Here is a 17,513-nt window from a genome sequence, read left to right as displayed (position 1 = left end):
TCCCAACCCTCCCAGAGTCCCGATGTCACGCAGCCCCCTGATCGCCCGCACGGTCCCCGCCCTGCGCCGCGCCGTCGACAATCTTCGCAAGCGAAAAGCCATGATCGCGCTGGTACCGACCATGGGTGCACTCCATGACGGACATGTGTCGCTGGTGCGCCTCGCCAAGCGACGCGCGAGCCGGGTCGTGGTCTCGATCTTCGTGAACCCGACTCAGTTTGCCCCGACCGAGGATTTCGGCGCCTATCCGCGGACCTGGAAGGCGGACATCGCCAAGCTCGCCGCCGAGGACGTCGACATCGTCTGGCACCCGGGCGTCGAGGCGATGTATCCGGAGGGCTTTGCCACCCGCATCGTGCCGGAGGGGCCGGCGGTGGCCGGGCTCGAGGACCGCTTCCGCCCGCACTTCTTCGGCGGCGTCGCCACCGTGGTCGGCAAGCTGTTCACGCAGTGCCGGCCGGACGTCGCGATCTTCGGCGAGAAGGACTTTCAGCAATTGCGGGTGGTAACGCGGATGGCGCGGGATCTGGATCTCGGCGTCAAGATCATCGGCTCGCGGACCGTGCGCGAGCGCGACGGGCTCGCGATGTCCTCGCGCAACGTCTACCTGTCGCCGGAGGAGCGGCGGATCGCGCCCACCCTCTACCGCGTCATGAAGGAGAGCGCGGTGCGGATCCGCGCCGGCGATGCGATCGCGGCCGCGATGGCGGGCGGAGCCGAGATGATCGAGGCCGCCGGCTTTGTGCTCGACTATTTCGAGGTCCGCCATGCCGAGACGCTCGCCCCGGTCACCTCGCGCAAGGATGGACCCCTGCGGATCCTGGTCGCAGCAAGGCTCGGTTCGACCCGCCTGATCGACAATATTGCGGTTTAGAGCAGCCCGAGGTCACGCAGCTCGCGCCGCATCGGCTCCGGCATCGCGGCGATGGTGCCCGCGGCGGCCTTGCCGAGATCGGGCGGCACGGCATCTTCGGTGAGATAGCGCCAGCCCTGGAACGGACGCATCGGCCGCGGCGAGACCGAGATCACCTTGGGCTGCATCACGATCCGGCAGCGGCCGATGCCGTCCTTGTCGCGGAACGGCTCGATGCCGATGATTTTTTCGCGCGCGGCGATCTCGCCCTTGATCACCCAATAGAGTGATCCGCCCGAGAGAATCTCATCGCCGCGCTTGGGCACCATGCGGGTAATATGGACGTGATGTTGCGGCAGGCCCTTCTTCTTGGCGGCCTGCATCCGTTCGGCGACCCACTGCCTGAGCTCCTTCACGGAGTCGCAGCCAACGGCGAGCTTGATCAGATGTAGCGGCATGCCCCCAGCAATAGCGGGCCGGCTGCGCATTTGAAAGTCGAACTAGTTGTTATCCGCAGCCGCAGGAGCCGGTGCCTGAGCCTGGGCCGGCACCGGCGGCGCGAGTGGAACCGGCGCGGCGGCGGGAGCGCGCGCCGCCTTCGGCGCGGGCGGCTTCTTTGCGGCCGGCGCTGCGGCCTGTGCCGATGCCGCGGCCGGGGCACGAGCGGCTGGCGGCGGCGCGGCGTTCGCATTCGCGTTCGCGGCGGGCGCCTGACGCGTCGGTTCCGGCGTCATGATGCTCACGGCCGGCGTCGATGAGGCGCTCGGGAACTCCGCATTGGTCGGCTTGCCCGTCGGCATCGAGGGCGGCAACCCAGCGAGCGCCCCCGTGGCCGGCAGGCCCGCCGCTCCGGGCGCGTTCCAGGTCGGCGCATAGCGCGCGACCAGCGCATCGTAGAGATGGGATTCCATATTGGCGGCGATCTGCTGCTGATCGGTCAGCGAGCGGAAGGCCGCGCAATCGGACTTCGTGCAGCCGTTGCGCACGACCAACACCTGCGCGACGAAGCCGTAGCGGTCGTGCTCCAGCGCCTTGCGCATCGCCTTCAATTCCAGCGTCATGCTGCTGTCGGCGGTTGCGGCATCGCCGAGTGCCGTCAACCGGTCGATCCGCGCCGCGGTATAAGAGACGGCGGCGGCGGCCGCATCAGGCGTGCCGAACAGCGCCTTCTCGCACCCCAGAGCCACGGCATCGCCGGCGAGATCGTCGAGGCAGGACAGTGCCGGCAGGCTTGCGGTCGCCGTGGCCGGCATGGGGGCTGCGCTCGCAATGCTTTGTCCCGTCGGGCCGTAGACGCGCATGGTAGCGGCGACCGCGATGCCGATGGAGAGCAGCGTAATGACGGTCAGCGCACCGTTGGCGACCGACTTCTCGGCGCGCACCAGCGTGATCAGGAGGATCAGGCCGAAAAAGCCGGCGGCGGCCAGGGTCAGCCACATCGGAGCGGCCGCCGAGCGCCAGATTTGGTCGAGCGAGTCGGCCCATGACGAGTTCATGCGCGACGTCCCCTCACGCGAGCAAGCAGCGAATTATCAAGGCAAGCGCCGCGAGTCGGCAACCGCCCCATTCACCTTGTTAAGATGAACCGGGCCTTTTTGACGGCGGCACGAACAGATTCGCCGCCGACGCCCGCGCTTCAGCTCTCAGGAGATTGCGAGCTGGCTTTCCTTGGCAACGCGCTCAAAGGCTTCGGTCGAGCTCTTGATCCGATACTGGCAGTCGTCACCTTCCGTCGGCAGCAGGCGGATGACTTCATACGTCCCGCTGGCAGCCGGGCGCGCGACGTTGCTGGCCGTGAAAAATACGAGCGTTCCCACGGGGAATTTGTGCTTCAACACCCTCTCCTACTCAAACAGCGCCTGCCTCGCCCATTGTCCCACTGCGATGGCCGGCCGGAAACCCGGTGCGCTCTATAGCAGCGCTAGGCCTTTTTGGCCAGCGGTATCCGGCATAGCAAACGTATCAATTTTGCAATGTTTTCAGGGCGATACTGGGGAAACCGGCCCGGCCATGATACCGCCGGATTGCGGGCCGTCAGGCGGTGTGGGGCAGCTTGCCGTCGGGGCTCGCTTGATCGACCGCCTTGGGCAGCTCCTGGGCCAGGATCTGGCTGAGCTGGTCGACCGGGATGTTGTATCTGGCGGCGAGCTGGCGGACCGTGTCGTTGCCGAGCACCGCACGGAGCTGGTCGGCCGAGATCGGCAGGTTCTGGCCGTTGCCGAGCCAGGATTTCACCTGGTCGCCGAAGCCGGCCTGCTGGAGTTTTGCGATGATCGCGCTGAGGCCGCCCTGGTTGTTGCTGCCGAGCACCTCGCTGAGCACGGCCGGCAGCACCGCCGCGCCGAGCTGGCCTAGCGCGCTGCGGAATGCGGGGTTGTTTTCCAGTGAGTCCAGGATTCCCATGGCCGTCCCTCTCCTTGCCGATCGCGACTGCGATTGAGCGCCGCCAGCCGTGATGCCGTCAAGCGGCGCCCAATCACAATCGCGATCAGACGTTCTCGAACCTATCGATGACAAGCGTTTCGGCGAGGCCGTCGCGGGTCCATTCCTGGAACGCCGGCAGCGCCATCATCGTGTCCATGTAGGCCTTGGTGTCCGGCGCAACCTCGATCGCGTAGGTGCGGAAGCGGTGCACCACTGGCGCATACATCGCGTCGGCCGCACCGAAGCGGCCGAACAGGAACGGTCCCTTGGCGCCGTAGCGGTTGCGACATTCGCGCCAGATCTCCTGAATGCGTGCGACGTTGGCTAGCGCATCCGCCGACAGCGTCACGGGGCGCACGGGGCGATGCAGGTTCATGCCGCATTCGTTGCGCAAGGGCATGAAGCCGGAATGCATCTCGGCGCACACCGAACGGGCATGCGCGCGGGCCGCAACGTCATCGGGCCACAGCTTCACTTCCGAATAGCGCTCGGCAATGTATTCGATGATCGCGAGCGAATCCCACACCGTGATGTCGCCGTCGACCAGCACCGGCACCTTGCCGGCGCGGCTGAAGGCAAGGATGCGCTCCTTGTCCGCGGGATTGTCGGTGTAGAGCGGGATCACTGTCTCGACGAACGGGATGTCATTGGCGCGCAGCGCGAGCCAGGGCCGCATCGACCATGACGAGTAGTTCTTGTTGCCGATTGCGAGTTTCAGCGCAGCCATGTGACCAGTCCTTCTCGGGGCTCCATCATGCGTGCTGCTTGTAGCGCCATCGCCTGCCGCCAATCAATCGTTGCCGCGCGCGAACATGCATGGCAATTCTTCCGCGAATGAGGGGATCAGGATGCACGGATATTGGGTCGACGTCGCGGCCGTCGGCTTCTTCATCATCGAATGGCTGGTCTACGCCCTGACGCTGGAGCACTCGGCCTATGGCCGGGGCAGCCTGTCGGCGCGCATGAACCGCTACCGCGAGGTCTGGGTCCGCCGCCTGCTCGAGCGCGAGACGCGCATGGTCGACATGCAGATCATGGCCTCGCTGCAGAACGGCACCGCCTTCTTCGCTTCCACCAGCCTGTTCGCAATCGGCGGCGCGCTGGCGCTGCTGCACGCCACCAGCGACGCGATCACGATTCTGAGCAAGCTGCCGATCGACCTCAGCCCCTCGCCCGCGCTGTGGGAGCTGAAATGCGTCGGCCTCGTCCTGATCTGCGTCTACGCCTTCTTCAAGTTCGCCTGGGCCTATCGCCTGTTCAACTATGTCGCGATCCTGTTCGGCGGCATGCCGCCGGCCACCCAGCGCGACACGCCGGAGGCGGAAGCCCACGTCATCCGCACCACGCGCGTATTCGAATCCGCCGGCCGCCATTTCAACCGCGGCCAGCGCGCCTTCTTCTTCGCGCTCGGCTATCTCGGCTGGTTCGTCAGCCCCTGGGTGCTGTTCGTCTCTACGGCAGCGGTGGTGATCGTGACATGGCGGCGGCAGTTCGCATCCAGCGCCTGGGCGGCGATGGCGCCGGAGGTTTTGGCGGTGGATGGCGAGGCGCAGAAGCGCGGTCATTGACCCAGACTCTCTCCACAGCGTCATTGCGAGCGCAGCGAAGCAATCCAGAGTCTTTCCGCGGTGGCCGTCTGGACTGCTTCGCTGCGCGCCCCGCACACCGCCGTCATGCCCCGGCTTGACCGGGGCATCCAGTACGCCGCGGCTTCTCCGTATCCTCGCGCAGTCTCTGGAATACTGGATCGCCCGCCTGCGCGGGCGATGACGGTGAGATCGAGGAGCGCGCGTGCCCCAATGACGGAGCAAGATGTGGCGCCGCCATCCTCCAACTTGCATCTCAACTAGCAGACACACCTTCGCATTCTCGCGGCGGATTTCGCCCGAGCTTTGCTTCGTCTCTCCACCCTCTAATCCAAGAGGGCGCAGGGAAGGCCGGGTGCCGGCTGGCACCCATAGATCCGCTGTGCGCATGTAGCGCAAAAAAGATGCACAGCGGCAAACAGGTGAAGCCCAACACACGGCCTTCCCTGCGCAGTGGTTTGACGGCTTATGCCGCGCTCTCCCGGGAGCCGATTTCCCTCTGGCCTCCCTCGCCCCGCGAATTGACGGTGCCGTCCGCCCGGTTGGGCTCGCATGCACCTCCGCGACAGGCTTGACCGTAGCAACGACGGCCAGGACCACACGGTTTTGCCGTACGCGCGTTCGCTGATCGCCACAAGTCACCGGCAGTGTGCACACGCGCCGGAGAGCGTTGGCGAGACGAACCTTGCAGCGCCGCTCGTCTGCACGTGGCCTCGGGCTCACAGGGACGACCCGCCCTGCCCGCGCCTCTCGTGCCGACGCTGCCGCGTCCACCGCAACCCGGCCCGCGAAACGTGACGACGTACGATCGCCCCTCTTGGTGGGCCGGGATGGGCCACATATACGACAAATCCGAATTTCGGTAAAGCGGAATATTTTGATATGCGCGACTTGACAGGCTTTGGAAAAGGCGCCGGTGTTTTGCCCGTCGGGCAACTAGGCCGGGTGTCGCCGGCCAATTACGTAAAAAACGGACCACCGGCATCACCAAGCCTTAGCAAATCCCGGCTACAACCAAAGCGCGCGGCACTCACAACGCACTCTCGTCCATCTATCCGGCAATCACCCGCAGCGATGAACAGCCCTTTGCGGTCGTCTTTGCGTTCAAGACATCTGGAACTCACAAATCGCGACGCGCATGCATTCCTTGGGAGAGCTAACCACAACATATCTGCGACGGTGCCGCTATTCCGCGGCCCAGATCGAGGCTTGCACCAGCGATACAAGACTTCTCCACGATCTTGGCCTGTGTGGCGATGATGTCTGGGACGAATTCGAGATTCTGCATCGCGACTTCGGTGTCGACTTGTCCGAGTTTAAATTCGAAGATTACTTCCCGGGCGAAACGTCATGGGGTGCCCTGATCATCACGGCCAGGAGACCTCTCCGTGCGATCGGGCTGGGACGAGTTGTTGATCGAGTTTACAGCCGTTATCGGGAAGTCACTCTGAGCATGATCGAGGAAACGCTAAGGCAACGAAAGTGGGTTTCAAGCCTGTAACGCGACGCAGGCATTCAACGCAATTTTGCGTGCGAGGTGTTCCTGTCGCAGGGTTCAGAAGAGCGAGAGTACATGAACAGATCGACGCCAGTGTATTAGAATGAATCTGATGAAGGACTTCAGCAACTTCCTGACCAGGCTTGGCAATCTTCACGACTGCACAATCACTCTTATTGAGTAGCTCGTAGGATGGGTAGAGCGAAGCGAAACCCATCGAATTCTTCGACGATGAAGCATGATGGGTTTCGCTTCGCTCTACCCATCCTACGTACTGACAATAAGCGCGACCGAGGCTTTAAATTTTCACCGCCTCCGATCATTCCGCTTCCAATGGGGCCGCGGCCTGGGATGCCCGGAGGAGGTGGAGGACGGCTGTAGGAGGAATCTATGCTGTGCGTTTTGCAAATCGAGGGCACCTCCCTTGAGAATGGGATGTCTAGGCACCTAGCGAAGCCGTTCTACCGGAAGGAAATGTTAGACGATGGGCGTGAACAGTTGTTCTACGATGTCGCTGATGCGTCGAGCAGAGCTGAGCTCTTGAGCCAAGTTAAGCAGTTTCTTGTCGAAAACAGAGAGGGTTTTGCGTACGCGCTTCAGCGCCGGGAGGAGGTAGAGGCAATGAATCTTGATATCGGAATCGTAATGGATGGGCCTCTGTCGAAAAGCGTAGCGTTTGACAATGAGCTTATTGCAATGCTGGCGGAGTTTAGCCTGTCGGTATCGATTTCAGCTTATCAAGCTGGCAGTCCTGCATGAGGACTGGTCGGCAGGGGTACCTATGGAAAGAGACATCGCGATCAGAATCGACGGAATGCTTTTGGGGCGCTAGCCAACCTGGACGGCGTTGCTCACTACATGAAAAACAATCTGTCCGACGAGGAGTATTCCAGATTCGTCAAGTCAATCGGGCAGTCGATGGCTGGACTATTCGACCTCTCACCTTGCATGCCCTGTTTCCCGATATCGTTCCAGCGAAGCTGCGACCGCCGGTCCAGCCGTAGCTCGTAGGATGGGTAGAGCGGAGCGAACCCCACCGAAATCTTCCGACGATGAAGCATGATGGGTTTCGCTTCGCTCTACCATCCTGCGTACTTAGTCATGAGGTTCATATGATAACCGACCGAAACGCTCTGTCCGTTGATGTCGAGTACGTCATTGATGCGAATGGCACGAAAAAGGTTCTGGTGGTCGAGACCGACTTGCAGCTAGACCCTCCCGAAATCGATTTTGACAAGGCGGCAGTCGATGCGCTTTGCTCTGATCTAGAGCGGCATCGCGCGTCAAATCCCTACATCGATGCTGTCCGGCTCGTGAGAAGGCGGCTTTGGCAGGCCGAGCCCATAAAGGTAACCGGAACGCTCGGCGCGCACTGAGTTAGGACAAAGTAGGTGATGGCACGCCAGGACCTGATGGCCCAACTCGAGCCTGGAGACTTGTTTCACGCGAGGTTCCCGAACGGAGCGGTGAGGATTTGCATCGTGACTTCGGTCGAGGATGTGAGGCTATCGGCGAGGTCCATAACGACCCAGGAACGCTATTCCTTCGATCGCGTGACCGGCGCGACCTGCCCCGCCGGTGATGGCGCCATCTGCACGATGGATTCCGTCCATCCGCTTCCGGCCGACGTCTGTGCGCACCTGCGCGAAATTGATCGCCGCTATGCAGCGTTGCGCGGTCTCGACGAAATGCGCCTATGTGACGCTGAGCAACGGGCGCTTTTGGATGCCGGCTCGCTGTTCGAGTCGAATCCACTCCCCGCCGGGTGAATTCAGGCGCCTGAGTCGTAAGCCTACGACCCAAAATCCCGCGGCGTGAACGGAAGGTCCATCACCTTCCATTCCTGGTACTTGTCGGCCGGCAGCATCTTGTAGGGCTGGCAGGCCTGGAGCGCGCGCATCGCCGACTGCATCAGCAGCGGGCCCTTGGCCGATGCGCTGGCCTCGATCAGGATCGGCGCGCGTGCAAGCGTACCGTCGGTGGCCATCACCGCGCGCAGCTTGATGTGCACGTTGTCGCCCGGTGCCACCCCGGCCGGCAGTTTTGCGCAGCTCCTCAGGTGACGGCGAAACTCCGCGATGACCTCGGGCGGAAGCTTGGCCGCAATCGAATCCTTGGCATCGCCGCCGTCGTCCTTGGGCGCGTCCTTCGGCGCGAGCGACAAGTCCGGCGGCAGGCCGAGCATGACGCCGTATTTGACGGTGACGTCAGGCTCCGGAGGCGCATAGGCCGGCTTGTCGGCTGGCGGCGGTGGCGCGGGCGGCGGTTGCTGCGCTGCTTGCGGTTGCGGCGTCGCTTGGGCTTGCGGCTGCACATTGGCCTCGCGCTGCTTCGGCGCCGATGGGGGCTGCGGCTGCGGTTGTTGCCGCTGCGGTTCGGGCGATGCCTGCGGTGCCGGTGACGGCGATGGTGCCGGTGCCGACGGCTTGGCCGGCGGAGCTGTTGCCTCCGCCTTTTCCTGGAAATCGAGCTTGGGCAGTTTCAGGTCGGGGAGCGGCGGCTCAGGCGGCTTCTCCTTCGCCTCGTCTTTGGACTCCTGCTCCTTTACCGTCTCTTGCACCTGCTCCGGCGTGACGATGTCGACCGAGACCGTCTCGGGCGGCGCGGCATGGAACGGATGAACTTCGCTGATCAGGATGATCAGCCCCACCAGCGTCAGATGGGCGATCGCCGACGCTGCAATGTCCGTCCGTATGATCCGCCGCAGTTCCATTGCCTGATCTTGGGTTGCCGCGTCGGTCCTAGCATACCCGACCGACCCCTCAATCCCATTTCGGCGCGAAGCCGAAATCGGTCAGGCGGCCCCTGGGGTGCGCGAGCCCGGAAATCCGGCTCATCTCCTTGTCCGACAGCGCGAAATCGAAGATCTCGATGTTCTCCGATAGCCGCTCGACGCGCGAGGTCCGGGGGATCGCGGCGACATTCTGCTGCACCAGCCAACGCAGGCAGACCTGCGCCGGGGTCTTGCGGTGCGCGCGGCCGATTTCGACCAACGTCTGGTCGGTCTTGATGCGGCCCTTGGCGATCGGACTGTAGGCGACGAGCGCGAGGCCGTGCTGGTCGCAGGCCGCTCTCACCTTGGTCTGATCGAGATAAGGATGATATTCGACCTGGTCGCAGACAAGCGGCTCCGGCGAAAGCGCGACCGCCTGCTCGATCAGGGCCACGGTGAAGTTAGAGACGCCGATGTGCCGCGTCAGGCCCATACGCTTGGCGTGCGCCAGCGCCCCCATCGTCTCCGCCAGCGGCACGTGCGAATTGGGCCAGTGCAGCAGCACCAGGTCGACGGACGGAAGCCGCAGCCGCGCCAGGCTCTCCTTGACCGAGCGCTCCAGGTCGTGGGGCGCGAAATGATTGGTCCAGACCTTCGTGGTCACGAACACGTCGTCACGGCGCACGCCGGAGGCGCGTAAGGCATCGCCGACCTCGCGCTCGTTCTCATAGACCTGCGCGGTATCGATGTGACGGTAGCCAAGCCGCAGCGCCTGCTCGACCACGCGCGCACAGGTGCGGCCGCTCAACTCCCACGTCCCTAGCCCGATCGCCGGGATCTTCGCGCCATTGGTCTCGACGAACAGCATGAGGAATCCGATTCCACGTTCGCCCCAGTGGCATTATGGACCTCGCCCATGGCACTGCCAACCGAGGCGGCGGCACGCAGGCAGGATATCCAGATCAGGCTGACGAGGTCTTGATGGGTTATCTTGCCGTCAGACCTTGGCGAGCGCCTGGAACACCGTGTCCGGCGCATGCGCGATGACCGCGAGCAGCGCCCGGGCAGGACCGCGCGGGGCGCGCTTGCCCTGCTCCCAATTGCGGATGGTCTCGACGGGAACCCCCAACTTGGCGGCGAACTCCATCTGGGTGAGACAGGCGCGGCGGCGCAGGTCGCGCACCGCGAGCGGAGCTGCCTCGAGCGCGCTTGCCTCGCCCGGCGCACTCCGAGCTGCGGGCTGCACCGGAAATTCCTGCCCGTTCCGCAATTCGACGATCCGTCCGTCCGCCTTCAACCGCAACCGCATGTTCATCCCCTAAGCCGGGGGAATCATGCGCGAGGCCGCTTAAGTTCGGATTAACGATAGGGCTGCCGTTGCTCACACTCCGTCATTGCGAGCGCCGCGAAGCAATCCAGACTGTCCCCGCGGAAAGACTCTGGATTGCTTCGCTGCGCTCGCAATGACGACGGTCGAGAGCGCGGCGCCTCAAACTTGCCTACTTCAATCCGAACCAGAGCGTCGCGATGCCGAGGAAGGAGAAGAAGCCGACGACATCGGTCACCGTGGTGACGAAGGTGCCGGACGCCACCGCCGGATCGGCTCGTACGCGGTCGAGCCCCATCGGGATCAGAATGCCGCCGAGCGCGCCGGCGACGAGGTTGCAGATGATGGCGAGCCCGATTACGATGCCGAGGCCCGGGATCTTGAACCAGGCCACTGCGGCAATTCCCGTGATTACGGCAAAGGCGAGGCCGTTGACGAGGCCGACGAGGCTCTCGCGCATCACCACGCGCCAGGCGTTGGATGAGCCGAGCTCGCGCGTCGCCAGCGCGCGCACGGCGACCGTCATGGTCTGGGTCGCGGCGTTGCCGCCCTGGCTCGCCACGATCGGCGCCAGCACGGCGAGCGCCACCATCTTCTCGAGCTGGCCCTCGAACAGGCCGAGCACGGAGGACGCCAGGAACGCGGTGGCAAGATTGACCAAGAGCCAGTTGAAGCGGCCGCGCGCAATCGTCAGCACCTTGTCCGACAGCTCTTCGTCGCTGGTGACGCCGCCGAGCGCCTTGAAGTCCTCGTCCGCCTCTTCCTCGATGACGTCGACGACGTCATCGACGGTGATGACGCCGACGAGACGATCCTGGGTGTCGAGCACGGGCGCGGCGACGAGATTGTACTTGCCGAACATGCGCGCCACCTCCTCCTGGTCCTCCAGGACGGAGACGCGGCGGCGATCCTCGTCGCAGAGGTCGGCGAGCGGAACGGGGCGGCGCGCGCGCAGCAGCACGTCGAGCGGCACGGCGCCCTGCCAATGCTGCTCCTTGTCGACCACGTAGATCTCGTAGAAGCGATCGGGCAGATCCGGCGTCTCGCGCATGTAGTCGATCGCCTGGCCGACGGTGAAATCCTGGGGCACGGCGATGAACTCGGTCTGCATCCGCCTGCCGGCGGAATTCTCCGGATAAAGCAGGCTGCGCTCGAGCGCGACGCGTTCGGGCAGCGGCAGCTTCTCCAGGATCTCTTCCTGGTCCGCGGCGTTGAGAGTCTCCAGGAGCTCGACCGCGTCGTCGGATTCGAGCTCGCGAACGCCCTCGGCGACCGTTTCCGGCGGCAGCTCCTCGAGGATCTCCTCGCGCACCGCCTCGTCGACCTCGTTCAGCGCCGAGAAGTCGAAATCGCGTCCCGTCAGCTCGACCAGGCGGACACGGTTGTCGGGTTCGAGCGCCCCGATCAGATCGCCGAGATCGGCCTCGTGCAGCTCGCCGACGATGGCCCGGAGCAGAGTCGAGTCGCCGGCTTCGATCGCGCGCGCAATCTCCTCGACGAATTCGTGCCGAATTTCGCCCTCTTCATTGCGCATCGGCACGTGGTCGAGTACCGAGGCCGCGGCGGATGGGGCAACGTCCATTTGTTCATCCATGGCGCGCCTCGCCGTTTGACAGGTGGATCAGGTGGTTTGGGCTATCGGCTCAGGCAATACACAAGGCAACTGCAAGCGCAATGGCAAAGATACGTCGGCCGAAATGGATCCTGATGTCGATGGGCGCGGTCATCGCCGCACTCGTCGGCGCCGGCTCGACTGAAGCCGCCGACTGTCCGCGCAAGGATGCGCTCGGCACCTCGCGCGTGCTGAGCGTCGACGCCAAGGCGACCCCGCGCATCGGCCTGAAGAGCTTTCCGCAGACGCTGCCGCTGGCCGATCACGAGGTCGTGCTCACCTTCGACGACGGCCCGTATCCGCCGACCACGTCGAAGGTGCTGGCCGCGCTGGCGCAGGAATGTGTGCGCGCCACTTTCTTCCTGATCGGCCTGCACGCCTCCGAGCATCCCGAGATGGTGAAACGGATCGTGCGCGAGGGCCACACCATCGGCCATCACACCTGGTCGCATCCGTTCATGGCGCGGATCCCGTTCGAGAAGGCGAAGAGCGAGATCGATCGAGGTATCGCGGCCGATGAGATGGCCCTGCACGGCAGCTCGACGACGACGCCATCGACGCCGTTCTTCCGCTTCCCCTATTTCGAGTCGACGCCCGCGCAGCTCGACCTGCTGCAGTCGCGCGGCATCGTCGTGTTCGGGGCCGATCTCTGGGCCAGCGACTGGAACGAGATAACCCCCGAGCAGGAGCTCAAGCTCGTGACCGAGCGCCTTGCCGCCGCCGGCAAGGGTATCATCCTGTTCCACGACCCGAAGGCGCGCACGGCTGCGATCATGCCAGCCTTCCTGCGGTATTTGCGGGAGAACGGCTACCGCGTCGTCCACGTGGTCCCGGCAGCGCCGACGCAGAAGAGCGCCGACGCGCGTTGATGCCGGAATGTCACGCCAGGCGCAAAATGGGGTAAAATGGGCCTGTTAAGCCCCTGTTCATGCTAGGCTATGCAATGATGACAGGGGACCTGCGCCTGAACCGTTTCGGGCCGTCTCCGACCAACGTTGGACACATCCGCAACGCGTATGGAGGCAGACGGGATTCATGATCGGGAGTAGCGTTTCTGTTCGGACGCGATCGTGGGTCGTGTGCTTTGGTGGCGTGTTGGGTTTCCTGACCGCCGCTTCGCCGGCGGCCTATGCGGCCAACTGTCCCGGCCACCCGGACGCGCTCGGCACCTCCCGCACCCTGGTCGTCGATCCGCGCCAGCATCCGCGTATCGGCACCATGCAGTACCGCGAGACGCTGCCGCTCAAGGATCATGAGGTGGTCCTGACCTTCGACGACGGTCCGCTGCCGAAATACTCGAACCAGGTACTGCAGATCCTGGCCGATGAATGCATCAAGGCGACCTTCTTCATCATCGGCGGCCAGGCCAAGGCCAACCCGGAAGGCGTGCGCAAGCTGGTGGCGGCGGGCCACACCGTCGGCACCCACAGCATGACCCATCCCCTGACGTTTCAGAAGATGCCGATCGAGAAGGCCGAGGCCGAGATCAATGGCGGCATCGAATGGACCACGGCCGCGATGACCGATCCGTCCGCGCTGGCACCGTTCTTCCGCATTCCCGGCCTGCTGCGCGCCGAAGGCGTCGAGAACTACCTGATCTCCCGCGGCATCCAGGTCTGGAGCGCCGACTTCCCGGCCGACGACTGGCGGCACGTGTCGTCCGATCGCGTCTACCAGCTCGCAATGCAGCGGCTCGAGGCCAAGGGCAAGGGCATCTTGCTGCTGCACGACATCCAGCCCCGCACGGTTGCGGCGCTGCCAAAAATCATCCGCGACCTGAAGGCGCGCGGCTATCGCATCGTGCACGTGGTGCCCGCGACCGCCGACCGGCCGGCGACGCCGACCGAGCCGGTGGAATGGCTGCTGCATCCGCCGTCGGAGACGGTGCCGATCGCGCGCTGGCCGAGCGTTCCGAATTTCGTGTTCACGCAGACGAGGACGCTGCCGGCGCCGAGCCTCGCCGACCTCAACGCGATGCCGTCCGATCAATCGTCGCTGCCGCGCCGGACGAAGGCGCTGGCGAATATCGCCGCCACCCTGCCCGTGCCCGAGCGCGACCTGTTCGCGATCCCGGAGGGCTCGATCGAGGTCCTGCTGTCGACGACACTGTCCCGGCGCGCCGCGACGCGGATGGCTGCAGCCGAGATCTCCAGTGCGGCGCGCGCGAATGCCCGCGGCCACAAAGGCAAGGCCGCCGCTTCATCGCACAACCGTCAGACCGCGCATGCCGCGCCCGCAGCAAAGCGCGCGCCGCAGGCCAAGGGCACAGCGCCCCGTCCGACGCGCCTTGCCAGCCTGAAGAAGCGGCCGCAGTAGGCGTCTACTGCCGCACGATGTTGGCGACGCAAAGCAGCACGATCAGCGCCAGGAAGAACAGGTCCATATAGGACTTCAGCTCGCCGTCGCGGCGCAGCCGCGCAACGTCGGTCACGATCTGCTTGCGCGTCGAGGTTCCGCCCGAGCCGTCGTTGATCGGGGCCTGCAGGCGCCTGGTCTCGGCCTCCAGCTTCTCGATCTTCTGGAAGAAATAGAAGGCGCGCAGCGTCGAGGCCGCACGCATGGCGGTATAGACCAGCACCAGGATCGCGAGGATCGCCCGGTTCGGATACTTCTCCATGAAGTTCAGGCTGAAATAGACCACCGCCATAAACGCGAAGTTGGTGATGAAGCGGTAGAGGATGCTCAGAAAGGCCATGCTGGCTCCAGCCTCAAGGACGGCGCAACCGGATCGCGCTCTCGAATTTCGGGGAAGTCGGTCCGGGGCCGGAACGGCCGGCCCGAATGCCGCGCGGGCAGGTCTACGCCCACTTTGTTGCAACAAAGATAAGACCGGGGCGGCGTTTTATCTACGCTCGGCCATAAAGCAAGACAGAGACAGAGCGGAGAGCCGGCCGCCTGGTCCGCGCCCATTCCGCGCAAGCAACGGCTCAATGGAGATTCGGCGCAAGCCGGGATACACTGCCGGTGCCACCGCATGTGGGGTCTGCCGATGCCGAAGAAGGGAATCACGGGCCACGACGAATGGGTCCTTACCGAGGCGCTCGCGACCGCGCTGGTCGCGCTGGAGCAGCTCGAGGCAAAGCACCAGCCGCGCGCGCATATGGACGACATCCGCAAAATGCTGTCGAACGGCAAGGAGCCGGCGACGGTGAGCCTGCACCTCGCCCAGGCCAAGTGCCGGCTATTCCCCGACCTCGATCCGCTGGAGATCTACCGGGAATACGGGATCGGCGAGGAATATGGCTGAAGCGGCCCGCTCACCGTGAACGGCTGGTTTGCCCGGTCGCTGGGATCGAGCGAGATTGTCGGCTCGTTGCGTCCCCGCAAGCGTAGTAAACCGCCCGTTAACTCGGGGGCGCTATCGTTTGCCATGTCCGGGTGGTGACCGCCCGGCCAGCCGGAAGCGACCATCATGCCCGTCGAGATGCTGACTTACGCAGAGCTGGGCGAAAGACTCAAAATTTCGCCGGAGGCGGCCAGAGCACTGGTGAAGCGGCATCGGCTGCCCCGCTCCCGCTCGAATGATGGTAAGACCTTGGTGCAGGTCGACCTCACCGAGATCAACCATTCTCCTGTCACGCGAGCGTCCCAAACGCCGCCCGGTCACGACCTGGTCACCGCCCTGAAGGAACATATTGCGACGTTGCAGGCCGATCTCGCGGAGATGAAGACCGTTGCCGGCGGTCACCGGAGCGACTTCGAGCGAGAGTGCGACCGCACGAACAAGCTGCTGGCCGAACTGCTGAAGGCCAACATTGAAACCGTGGCGGCGCGCGAGAAAGTGGCCCATCTCGAGGGGCGGCTTTCGATGGTGAGGCAGCCGTGGCGACAGCGATTGGCTGAAGCGTTCAGGCATGTCCCATTGGAAGCCCTTCGGTGGAATAGCGGTCGCAGTGCGCGATCGCACTAGGCATCCGATTTGGTCAGACCTGACAATGCCTGCACCAGAAGCCGACGAACCTCACGCTCGTCTTCTATCGCGGCCTCCACTGCCCCATCTGCAAGAGCCAGCTAAAGGATCTTGAGTCCAAGCTCGACGAGTTCGAGAAACGCGGCGTCTCTGTGCTGGTCATAGGCAGCGACGATCAGAAGACCAAGGCGCAAAATCAAACAGCGAAGATTTGCGCGAATTAGATGCTAGAGCTGATTGCAGCTACAACGCGAGAGACATCGCGAGAATACTTTTCGTATCAATAGCTTATTGCCATTGGCGCGCTCGGAAGGAGGTCGTATTTGCTGCGATTTCAATGACTTGCGGAGACGGGCAAGGAGTTTAAGTGCATTTCCTACCAACAACGTCGTCCATCTCGCCGTCCTCGGCGGATCGATACGGTATCGGCTTGCGATACCGTCCCGCGCGACATAATTTCAACCACACGTAGCTCGTTCGAAGACAATCTATCGGGTTCGGCCTAGCGGGAGAGAGCGATGGCGGACATCCAATGGCACCTTTCCGGTGACTACTTCGAGAATTGCAGTTGCAGCATCGTGTGTCCCTGCCTCGTATCGGCAGCGCCCCCATTGACCTCGCGCCCGACCGAGGGCTTCTGCAACGTACCACTGATCTTCCACGTCGAAAGCGGCCGCTACGGCGATATCACGCTCGACGGGCTCAATGTCCTGGTCATCCTCCACGCACCTGGGGTCATGGCAGACGGAGATTGGTCGGTGGCCGCCTATATCGATCAGCGCGCCAACGATGAGCAGACCGAGGCTTTGGCCGCGATCTTCACCGGCGCGGCCGGTGGTCCGATGGCTGCGTTCACACCGCTGATCAGCAAGAATCTGGGCGTGCGCAAGGTTCCGATCACATTCCGGATCGACGGCAAGACGCGGTCCGCGGAAATCCCGGGCATTCTGCACATGTCCGTCGATCCATTGCCCACCATGCATCCGAGCGGGGAAATGTGGGCGAACATCGGCCATCCGGTTAGCCCCGACAAGATGGCGTTGGCAGTCGGCGCCTCCGGCAATACGTTCAGCGATCATGGCATGAGCTGGGATAATTCCGGCAAGAACGGCCTCTATGCGCCGATCCGCTGGTCGAACCAGGCTTGATGCAACTCCTGATGCTGGCCTGTGACAAGGCCGGCAACGTCAATCGCAAATGACCGACAGCATACTGGAAACCGTGCTGCGCCGCGATCGCTGGGTCATCGGCGGCGCGATCGGCATCATTGTCCTGCTGGCACGGAACTATGTGCTCTGGCTCGCCAACGACATGGACATGGGCGGGATGGACATGACCGGGTTCGGCATGGGATCGGAATCATGCTGCCGGCCAACCAGCCATGGCGAGCGATCGAGTTCGCATATGTGTTCTTGATGTGGGCGGTGATGATGGTCGGAATGATGGCGCCCTCGGCAGCGCCCATGATCCTCATGTACGCCCGCTTGGGTCAACGGGGGGAAAACGCAGGGCAATCCGTTCGCCGCGACCGGCGGGTTTGCGGCCGGTTATCTCCTCGCCTGGAGTGGCTTTTCGCTGCTGGTGTCCTTG

The 17,513-nt window shown here is 63.8% G+C and carries 22 protein-coding genes; 12 read left to right on the top strand and 10 right to left on the bottom strand.

Annotated elements, in window-relative coordinates; genetic code table 11:
* The first annotated feature begins 22 nt into the window (after positions 1-22).
* On the top strand, positions 23-874 hold the full coding sequence (gene panC / locus MTX21_RS02990; protein ID WP_280970447.1) for a pantoate--beta-alanine ligase: 852 nt from the start codon (positions 23-25) through the stop codon (positions 872-874).
* On the opposite strand, the gene MTX21_RS02985 is transcribed toward panC, so the two are convergent.
* The 5 genes from MTX21_RS02985 to MTX21_RS02965 all read right to left on the bottom strand — a co-directional run bounded on the left by MTX21_RS02985 (position 871) and on the right by MTX21_RS02965 (position 4,004).
* Positions 871-1,311: a DUF1489 domain-containing protein gene (locus tag MTX21_RS02985; protein WP_280970446.1), complete on the bottom strand. Its 441-nt coding sequence runs from the start codon at positions 1,309-1,311 to the stop codon at positions 871-873. The two genes, panC and MTX21_RS02985, sit on opposite strands and share 4 nt — an antisense overlap.
* Before the next feature lie 42 nt (positions 1,312-1,353).
* Positions 1,354-2,349 (bottom strand): hypothetical protein, encoded by a 996-nt coding sequence (locus tag MTX21_RS02980; protein ID WP_280970445.1) that lies wholly within the window; start codon positions 2,347-2,349, stop codon positions 1,354-1,356.
* Positions 2,350-2,496: 147 nt separating this feature from the next.
* Positions 2,497-2,688: a hypothetical protein gene (locus MTX21_RS02975; RefSeq protein WP_280970444.1), complete on the bottom strand. Its 192-nt coding sequence runs from the start codon at positions 2,686-2,688 to the stop codon at positions 2,497-2,499.
* Between the two features lie 199 nt (positions 2,689-2,887).
* Entirely contained in the window at positions 2,888-3,310 is a 423-nt protein-coding gene (locus tag MTX21_RS02970; RefSeq protein WP_280971405.1) for a YidB family protein, read from the bottom strand.
* Positions 3,311-3,341: 31 nt separating this feature from the next.
* Positions 3,342-4,004: a glutathione S-transferase family protein gene (locus tag MTX21_RS02965; RefSeq protein ID WP_280970442.1), complete on the bottom strand. Its 663-nt coding sequence runs from the start codon at positions 4,002-4,004 to the stop codon at positions 3,342-3,344.
* Positions 4,005-4,125: 121 nt separating this feature from the next.
* On the opposite strand from MTX21_RS02965, the gene MTX21_RS02960 reads away from it, so the two are divergent.
* The 4 genes from MTX21_RS02960 to MTX21_RS02945 all read left to right on the top strand — a co-directional run bounded on the left by MTX21_RS02960 (position 4,126) and on the right by MTX21_RS02945 (position 8,130).
* Complete coding sequence (locus MTX21_RS02960; RefSeq protein WP_280970441.1) at positions 4,126-4,845, top strand: DUF599 domain-containing protein; 720 nt, start codon at positions 4,126-4,128, stop codon at positions 4,843-4,845.
* A gap of 1,906 nt (positions 4,846-6,751) precedes the next feature.
* On the top strand, positions 6,752-7,120 hold the full coding sequence (locus MTX21_RS02955; RefSeq protein ID WP_280970440.1) for a hypothetical protein: 369 nt from the start codon (positions 6,752-6,754) through the stop codon (positions 7,118-7,120).
* 353 nt (positions 7,121-7,473) lie between these two features.
* The gene (locus MTX21_RS02950; RefSeq protein ID WP_280970439.1) at positions 7,474-7,737 is read left to right on the top strand and encodes a hypothetical protein; all 264 of its coding nucleotides are present in this window, start codon (positions 7,474-7,476) and stop codon (positions 7,735-7,737) included.
* A gap of 18 nt (positions 7,738-7,755) precedes the next feature.
* A complete protein-coding gene (locus MTX21_RS02945; RefSeq protein WP_280970438.1) occupies positions 7,756-8,130 on the top strand; it encodes a hypothetical protein in 375 nt (124 codons plus the stop codon).
* A 23-nt stretch (positions 8,131-8,153) separates the two neighbouring features.
* Here MTX21_RS02945 and MTX21_RS02940 read toward each other — a convergent pair whose 3' ends face one another.
* The 4 genes from MTX21_RS02940 to mgtE form a co-directional block, all read right to left on the bottom strand.
* A complete protein-coding gene (locus MTX21_RS02940; RefSeq protein WP_280970437.1) occupies positions 8,154-9,074 on the bottom strand; it encodes a hypothetical protein in 921 nt (306 codons plus the stop codon).
* 49 nt (positions 9,075-9,123) lie between these two features.
* Entirely contained in the window at positions 9,124-9,942 is an 819-nt protein-coding gene (locus tag MTX21_RS02935) for an aldo/keto reductase (RefSeq protein ID WP_280970436.1), read from the bottom strand.
* A 129-nt stretch (positions 9,943-10,071) separates the two neighbouring features.
* A complete protein-coding gene (locus MTX21_RS02930; protein ID WP_280970435.1) occupies positions 10,072-10,389 on the bottom strand; it encodes a helix-turn-helix domain-containing protein in 318 nt (105 codons plus the stop codon).
* 184 nt (positions 10,390-10,573) lie between these two features.
* Positions 10,574-11,995: a magnesium transporter gene (gene mgtE, locus MTX21_RS02925; RefSeq protein ID WP_280970434.1), complete on the bottom strand. Its 1,422-nt coding sequence runs from the start codon at positions 11,993-11,995 to the stop codon at positions 10,574-10,576.
* A 113-nt stretch (positions 11,996-12,108) separates the two neighbouring features.
* Here mgtE and MTX21_RS02920 point away from each other — a divergent pair, with 113 nt between their 5' ends.
* Together MTX21_RS02920 and MTX21_RS02915 are read left to right on the top strand one after the other, a co-directional pair.
* Entirely contained in the window at positions 12,109-12,882 is a 774-nt protein-coding gene (locus MTX21_RS02920; RefSeq protein WP_280970954.1) for a polysaccharide deacetylase family protein, read from the top strand.
* Positions 12,883-13,048: 166 nt separating this feature from the next.
* On the top strand, positions 13,049-14,329 hold the full coding sequence (locus MTX21_RS02915) for a polysaccharide deacetylase family protein (protein ID WP_280970433.1): 1,281 nt from the start codon (positions 13,049-13,051) through the stop codon (positions 14,327-14,329).
* Positions 14,330-14,333: 4 nt separating this feature from the next.
* Here MTX21_RS02915 and MTX21_RS02910 read toward each other — a convergent pair whose 3' ends face one another.
* Positions 14,334-14,708, bottom strand: coding sequence for a hypothetical protein (locus MTX21_RS02910; protein ID WP_280970432.1), 375 nt, complete (start codon positions 14,706-14,708; stop codon positions 14,334-14,336).
* A gap of 294 nt (positions 14,709-15,002) precedes the next feature.
* On the opposite strand from MTX21_RS02910, the gene MTX21_RS02905 reads away from it, so the two are divergent.
* The 5 genes from MTX21_RS02905 (at position 15,003) to MTX21_RS02885 (ending at position 17,339) form a co-directional block, all read left to right on the top strand.
* The gene (locus tag MTX21_RS02905) at positions 15,003-15,260 is read left to right on the top strand and encodes a hypothetical protein (protein WP_280970431.1); all 258 of its coding nucleotides are present in this window, start codon (positions 15,003-15,005) and stop codon (positions 15,258-15,260) included.
* Positions 15,261-15,425: 165 nt separating this feature from the next.
* A complete protein-coding gene (locus MTX21_RS02900; protein WP_280970430.1) occupies positions 15,426-15,923 on the top strand; it encodes a hypothetical protein in 498 nt (165 codons plus the stop codon).
* Between the two features lie 29 nt (positions 15,924-15,952).
* A complete protein-coding gene (locus MTX21_RS02895; protein WP_280971404.1) occupies positions 15,953-16,147 on the top strand; it encodes a redoxin domain-containing protein in 195 nt (64 codons plus the stop codon).
* A gap of 294 nt (positions 16,148-16,441) precedes the next feature.
* Positions 16,442-17,071, top strand: coding sequence for a DUF1326 domain-containing protein (locus MTX21_RS02890; RefSeq protein WP_280970429.1), 630 nt, complete (start codon positions 16,442-16,444; stop codon positions 17,069-17,071).
* Between the two features lie 49 nt (positions 17,072-17,120).
* Positions 17,121-17,339, top strand: a complete 219-nt coding sequence (locus MTX21_RS02885; RefSeq protein ID WP_280970428.1) for a hypothetical protein — start codon at positions 17,121-17,123, stop codon at positions 17,337-17,339.
* Positions 17,340-17,513: the final 174 nt, after the last annotated feature.

The organism is Bradyrhizobium sp. ISRA430, assembly GCF_029909975.1.
Taxonomy (GTDB): Bacteria; Pseudomonadota; Alphaproteobacteria; order Rhizobiales; family Xanthobacteraceae; genus Bradyrhizobium.
The sequence above is the reverse complement of the archived record's forward strand: the minus strand, read 5'-3'. Positions and strand labels throughout refer to the sequence as shown.

Coding starts and splice junctions, on each gene's coding strand:
- MTX21_RS02930 (WP_280970435.1), bottom strand. CDS start 10,389: ATGAACATGCGGTTGCGGTTGAAGGCGGACGGACGGATCGTCGAATTG.
- MTX21_RS02900 (WP_280970430.1), top strand. CDS start 15,426: ATGCCCGTCGAGATGCTGACTTACGCAGAGCTGGGCGAAAGACTCAAA.
- MTX21_RS02965 (WP_280970442.1), bottom strand. CDS start 4,004: ATGGCTGCGCTGAAACTCGCAATCGGCAACAAGAACTACTCGTCATGG.
- MTX21_RS02945 (WP_280970438.1), top strand. CDS start 7,756: ATGGCACGCCAGGACCTGATGGCCCAACTCGAGCCTGGAGACTTGTTT.
- MTX21_RS02910 (WP_280970432.1), bottom strand. CDS start 14,708: ATGGCCTTTCTGAGCATCCTCTACCGCTTCATCACCAACTTCGCGTTT.
- MTX21_RS02935 (WP_280970436.1), bottom strand. CDS start 9,942: ATGCTGTTCGTCGAGACCAATGGCGCGAAGATCCCGGCGATCGGGCTA.
- MTX21_RS02950 (WP_280970439.1), top strand. CDS start 7,474: ATGATAACCGACCGAAACGCTCTGTCCGTTGATGTCGAGTACGTCATT.
- MTX21_RS02955 (WP_280970440.1), top strand. CDS start 6,752: ATGCTGTGCGTTTTGCAAATCGAGGGCACCTCCCTTGAGAATGGGATG.
- MTX21_RS02960 (WP_280970441.1), top strand. CDS start 4,126: ATGCACGGATATTGGGTCGACGTCGCGGCCGTCGGCTTCTTCATCATC.
- MTX21_RS02905 (WP_280970431.1), top strand. CDS start 15,003: ATGCCGAAGAAGGGAATCACGGGCCACGACGAATGGGTCCTTACCGAG.
- MTX21_RS02890 (WP_280970429.1), top strand. CDS start 16,442: ATGGCGGACATCCAATGGCACCTTTCCGGTGACTACTTCGAGAATTGC.
- MTX21_RS02920 (WP_280970954.1), top strand. CDS start 12,109: ATGTCGATGGGCGCGGTCATCGCCGCACTCGTCGGCGCCGGCTCGACT.
- mgtE (WP_280970434.1), bottom strand. CDS start 11,995: ATGGATGAACAAATGGACGTTGCCCCATCCGCCGCGGCCTCGGTACTC.
- MTX21_RS02915 (WP_280970433.1), top strand. CDS start 13,049: ATGATCGGGAGTAGCGTTTCTGTTCGGACGCGATCGTGGGTCGTGTGC.
- MTX21_RS02980 (WP_280970445.1), bottom strand. CDS start 2,349: ATGAACTCGTCATGGGCCGACTCGCTCGACCAAATCTGGCGCTCGGCG.
- panC (WP_280970447.1), top strand. CDS start 23: ATGTCACGCAGCCCCCTGATCGCCCGCACGGTCCCCGCCCTGCGCCGC.
- MTX21_RS02940 (WP_280970437.1), bottom strand. CDS start 9,074: ATGGAACTGCGGCGGATCATACGGACGGACATTGCAGCGTCGGCGATC.
- MTX21_RS02885 (WP_280970428.1), top strand. CDS start 17,121: ATGACCGACAGCATACTGGAAACCGTGCTGCGCCGCGATCGCTGGGTC.
- MTX21_RS02985 (WP_280970446.1), bottom strand. CDS start 1,311: ATGCCGCTACATCTGATCAAGCTCGCCGTTGGCTGCGACTCCGTGAAG.